The sequence below is a fragment of the Promicromonospora kroppenstedtii DSM 19349 genome, from assembly GCF_000515355.1.
In the GTDB taxonomy this organism is placed as follows: domain Bacteria; phylum Actinomycetota; class Actinomycetes; order Actinomycetales; family Cellulomonadaceae; genus Promicromonospora; species Promicromonospora kroppenstedtii.
The window spans coordinates 7,970-12,690 of the sequence record NZ_KI911642.1; the positions used below are offsets into that span (position 1 = coordinate 7,970).

The following is a 4,721-nucleotide window of genomic DNA, read 5'->3' on the forward strand; positions in this document are numbered from 1 at the left end:
GCCGCCTCGTGCTCCGTGCGTGCCGCCTCGACCGCCGCACCCCACAGCGCCTCGATGCCGCGCTCGGCCAGGGCGCTCACCGAGGAGGGGAGCTCGGGGAGCGCCGAGCGCGCGTCGCTCTCGGCGGCCCTCGTCTCGCGCCACTCCCGCAGGTACTTCGTGGCGGTCGCGTTCGAGCACCCGGCGCGCTCGCGCACGTTCGTGACCGTGACCGCCGCACCCTCGGCCACCAGGGCGTCCGCCGCCTGGAAGACCCGTTCCTTGTCCCGCACGTTGTTCCCCGCTCAGGTCGTCGTGTCGATGCCCGCGATCGGACGGCGGCCGATCGCCAGCCCCATCTTTCTCGCCGTCATCCGGTCGCTCGTAGTAGTACGAGTAGTAGCGCAATACTACTCCTACTTTGGTTCCACAAACTACGCACCCGCTTTCCTGAAGCGGGTGCGTAGACAGTCCCTCAGTGGCGAGTTATCAACGATATGAGCCGTTCAGAGAGCCACTACTCCACGCTCGGAGAGCAGATAGTGAGCAGCGAATCCACGGTGGATCCAGCTCGGATCCCGGCTGGAGTGGCCGTGACTCCCGGCGCCGCACGTCAGGACGAGTAACGGCGCACGGCCTCCGCGCGGATGACGACACGGAGCAGGTCGACCCGCAGCATCGCGGCGAGCGCGTCGGCCCGGACCTGGTCCCGGAGGTCCCAGTAGCGGGCCGCGAGGCGAGACGCCAGGTCCCGCGCACCGTCGGCCTCCACCGTGGCGCGGCCGGCGACGGAGACCCAGCGCTCGCCCTCGCCCACCGGGGCCGCGACCACGAGCGACGCGCGAGGGTCGCGCTCCAGGCGGCGCACCTTCAGCGAGTCCCGCTCCGTGAACAGCTGGATGGTCCCGTCCACGGTGGCCTCGAACCACACGGGCCGCGGCTGGGGCGGCTGAGCCGGTCCGGCCACGGAGAGGAACCCGTGCAGGGGACGGGCGAGGAGCTGGAGGTCCTCGGGGGTCAGGCTGGTGGCACTCATGGTGGGTCCTCTCGGGAGATCATCGGGAGATGGCTCTGGGAAAAGGGTCAGGAGCGCCAGGCCCCCGCGGCCGCGGCCCGCACGACGTACTCCTCGAAGGCCCGCGGCGGGCGCCCCAGCACGGTCTCGACGTCGTCGGTCGGCCCGGCCAGCAGTCCGCGCTCCATCAGCACGAACATCTCGGCGACGTGGTGGGCGTCGTCCTCGCCCAGGCCCGCCTCGACGAGGGCCGTGCGGTACTCGGCGGGGGAGACCTGCCGGTAGGTGACGGGCCGGTCGGACGCCCGGGAGATCAGGTCGACGGCCTCGGCGAAGGTCACTCCGCGTGGCCCGGTCAGCTCGTAGGTCCGCCCGGCGTGCTGTCCGGGCTCGGTCAGCACCGCCGCCGCGACGTCGGCGACGTCCTCGAGGTCGACGAACGGCTCAGGGACGCTCCCCGCGGGGAGCGCCAGCTCGCCGGCGAGCAGCGGGGCGTGGAAGAGATCCTCGTCGAAGTTCTGGTCGAAGTTCGACGCGCGCAGCACCGTCCACTCCAGGGCCGAGCCGCGTACGGCCTCCTCGGCCGAGCGCATGTCCAGCCCGAAGGAGGAGTCGCCCCAGGTGTCGGCGCCGCGGCCGGAGAGCAGGACCAGGCGCCGCACGCCGGCGGCCTCGGCGCGCGCCACGAGCTCGTGGACCGGCCCGGGCACGGCGGGCGGCACCACGTACACGGTGGCGATGTCTCGCAGCACGTGGTCCCAGCCGCCCGGCTCGGACCAGTCGAAGTGCGCCCGGCTGGACCGCGAGGCGGCACGGACCCGCGCGTCATGCAGCCGGAGCCGGGCGGCGACCCGCCGCCCGGTCTTGCCGCTGGCCCCGAGGACCAGGGTGGTGTCGTTGCTCATGCCACCGATCCAACGGCACCCGATCGGACGAATCCATGGGTGGGGCACCGAATCGCATGGGTGATCGTCTAACCTCGACAGGATGGACGCCTTCAGTGACCTGATCCGCGGGGTGCGCGCCCACGGCTCCCTGTTCGGTAGCTCGACCCTGACCCCGCCCTGGGCCCTGGACTTCGTGGACGGCGCGCCGCTGACCCTGTGCACGGTCCTGGGCGGCGACGGGTGGATCGTCCCCGAGCAGGGTCCGGCCGCGCGGCTCCGCGCCGGGCAGACCGCCGTCGTGCGCGGCCCCGAGACGTTCACCTTCGTCGACGAGGTCGGGACGTCGGCCGAGCCGATCGCGTGCGGCGAGTTCTGCGCGACGCCCGAGCTGGGCGGGACCCGGCACCGGCTGGGCTGGCACGACGCCGACGTCGTGAGCGACGCGGGCGACGCCCCGGGCGGGAGCACCGGGAGCAGGGCGACCACCCTGATCGTCGGCGCCTACCCGGTACGCGGCGAGATCAGCCGACGCCTGCTGGACGCACTACCGCCGGTGCTGCGCGTGGGCACCGGGGGTACGTCCGGCGCCGTGGTGGAGCACCTCGCCGCCGAGGTCGCCATCGACGCGCCCGGCCAGCAGGTCGTGCTCGACCGGCTCCTGGACTGGATGCTGGTCTGCACGCTGCGCGACTGGTTCGACAGGCCCGGCGGCGAGCCCCCGCGCTGGTGGGCCGCGCAACGGGACCCGGTGGTCGGCGACGCGCTGCGCCTGCTGCACGCCGAGCCGGCGGCGCCCTGGACGGTCGGGTCGCTGGCCGACCGGACCGGCGTGTCGCGTTCCACCCTGGCCAAGCGGTTCGCCGACCAGGTCGGCGAACCGCCCCTGACCTACCTGACCCGCTGGCGCATGACGCTCGCGGCGGACCTCCTGACCGACCGCGAGGCGGCGACCGTCGCCCAGGTCGCACGCGCCGTCGGCTACACCGACGCGTTCGCGTTCAGCGCCGCGTTCAAGCGGACCCGGGGTGTCAGCCCGAGCGTCTGGGCCGCCCGCGGGCTCGATCCGGTGCCTACCGGTGCGGGACGTCCCTGACGAACACGACCGCGTCGGCGTCCGCCAGGCCGGCCGGGTCGAGCGGCGCGTAGCCGAACCAGGGGGACAGGCGGGCCGCGAGCGCCGTCCCGGCAGGGGCTTCCTCGCGGAGCCGCGCGGCCAGCCTCGGAGCGTCCACCAGGAGCTGCTCCCGCCCGAGCCCGCCGGCTCCGTACAGCAGCCCTTCGACCGTGTCCGGCTCGGGCACGTCCACGCCCTGGTCCCGCAGCGTCCCGAGCGCCGTGGCGACGAACGCGTACCGGTCGCCGAGCCGGGCGCCGACGAGGGCCCCGGCGCCCCACCACTCCAGGCGCGGCTGGTCCCACATGGTCATGGTGCTCCGGGTGCGCTGCAGGTGGCTGTTGTGGGCGGCCACCAGCACGGGGCCGCGCCCGGCCAGGGCGAGCAGGTTGCCGGCGATCATGGCGTCGCGGACCCCGAGCAGGCGCGTCATGCGTGCGGGCGTGGGGTCGGCCATCCAGAAGTGGTAGCGCAGCAGTCCGGTGGCGGTGCGCGCGTACAGGTTGGCCCGGTCCCACTCCTGGGGCGTGGAGGCGGTCAGGAGCTGCGGGGCGTGCGTCTCCAGGAGGGTCGCCAGGTCGTCCGCGAGCAGGCGCAGCTCCCTAGCCTCGGCGGACTGCCCTACCGACCGGGCGGGATCCATCATGGCGGCGGGCTCGGTCCAGCGGTCGTCCGGGCCGATCATGCGCTCCAGGACGTCGGCGGTGCAGGGCAGCAGGTCGGCGTCCACGCGGGCGGACACGTAGTCGTGCAGCGCGATGAGGGCTGCGCGGGGGCTGGCGGCCGCCGAGATCTCCAGCGGCCCGTCGGCGCCGGCGAAGCGGACCTGTTCGGCGGCCGGCCGGCCGTCGTTGTAGGTGCGCATCCAGTGCACGAGCTCGCGGTTGCCCGGGTACGCGCCCCACTCGTGGCTCAGGCCGCGGGCCAGGACATCGTCGAGGTCGCCCCGGCCGGTGGTGACGTGGTCGTCGACGAGCAGGCCCGCGAGGCAGTCGGTCTCCAGGGCGATCGTGCGGTAGTCGTGGTGCTCCACGAGCTCGCGGAACAGGGCGTTGCGCGTCCGGAGCAGGTCCTGCGCGCCGTGGGTCGGCTCGCCGAGGGCCAGGATCCGGGGCCGCTCCGTCAGCAGGGCCAGCACGGAGGCGGCGTCGACGGGATGAAGGGTGTCCTCGATGTCTCTCACCATTCCCTCAACGGTATCGTTGAAGGCTCGGTTGAGACCTGGCCCCGGAACGGAGCGGTAGGTGGCGCACAACCTTCAAACGGGTGTCCGGCTGCGGCCCGTCGACCTGGCTCGCGGGCACGGCCTGTCCACGCAGGCGGTCCGCAACTACGAGGACGCCGGCATCCTCCCCGCGGCCGACCGCACGCCCGCCGGCTACCGCGCCTATACGCCACGTCACGCCCGTGCGCTACGCGCCTTCCTGGCCCTGGTGCCCGGGCACGGTCACCAGGGCGCGGCCGCGATCATGCGCGCGGTGCACGACGGCGCCGTGGGTGAGGCGTTCCGGCTGATCGACGAGAGTCACTCCGTGCTCCTGGAGGACCGCCGGACGCTGCGCGCCGTCGAGGACGCCCTGCGCGACCTGGATGCCACGACCGCCGGCCCTCGGTCCGCCCGACCGGCCCTGCGTACCGAGGCCCAGGACACGTTCGTCGGCCCGCTCGCGGCGCAGCTGCGGATCCGGCCCGCCACCCTGCGCACCTGGGAGCGCGCTGGCCTGGT

General features: G+C 73.9%; 6 protein-coding genes. 2 read left to right on the top strand and 4 right to left on the bottom strand.

Going from position 1 to position 4,721, the window contains the following annotated elements; genetic code table 11:
• From PROKR_RS08710 to PROKR_RS08720, 3 genes are all read right to left on the bottom strand, one after another.
• On the bottom strand, window positions 1-272 hold a 272-nt coding region (locus tag PROKR_RS08710; protein ID WP_036962090.1), incomplete at its 3' end, for a DNA-binding protein.
• 320 nt (window positions 273-592) lie between these two features.
• On the bottom strand, window positions 593-1,015 hold the full coding sequence (locus PROKR_RS08715; protein WP_036962092.1) for a pyridoxamine 5'-phosphate oxidase family protein: 423 nt from the start codon (window positions 1,013-1,015) through the stop codon (window positions 593-595).
• Between the two features lie 47 nt (window positions 1,016-1,062).
• Window positions 1,063-1,899: an NAD(P)H-binding protein gene (locus PROKR_RS08720; protein WP_036962096.1), complete on the bottom strand. Its 837-nt coding sequence runs from the start codon at window positions 1,897-1,899 to the stop codon at window positions 1,063-1,065.
• 82 nt (window positions 1,900-1,981) lie between these two features.
• Between PROKR_RS08720 and PROKR_RS08725 the strand changes: the two genes are divergently transcribed.
• Window positions 1,982-2,974 (top strand): AraC family transcriptional regulator, encoded by a 993-nt coding sequence (locus PROKR_RS08725; RefSeq protein ID WP_051432807.1) that lies wholly within the window; start codon window positions 1,982-1,984, stop codon window positions 2,972-2,974.
• Here the strand turns inward: PROKR_RS08725 and PROKR_RS08730 are convergent.
• Window positions 2,952-4,181, bottom strand: coding sequence for an erythromycin esterase family protein (locus PROKR_RS08730; protein WP_036962099.1), 1,230 nt, complete (start codon window positions 4,179-4,181; stop codon window positions 2,952-2,954). The two genes, PROKR_RS08725 and PROKR_RS08730, sit on opposite strands and share 23 nt — an antisense overlap.
• Before the next feature lie 58 nt (window positions 4,182-4,239).
• On the opposite strand from PROKR_RS08730, the gene PROKR_RS08735 reads away from it, so the two are divergent.
• On the top strand, window positions 4,240-4,721 hold a 482-nt coding region (locus PROKR_RS08735; RefSeq protein ID WP_036962166.1), incomplete at its 3' end, for a MerR family DNA-binding transcriptional regulator.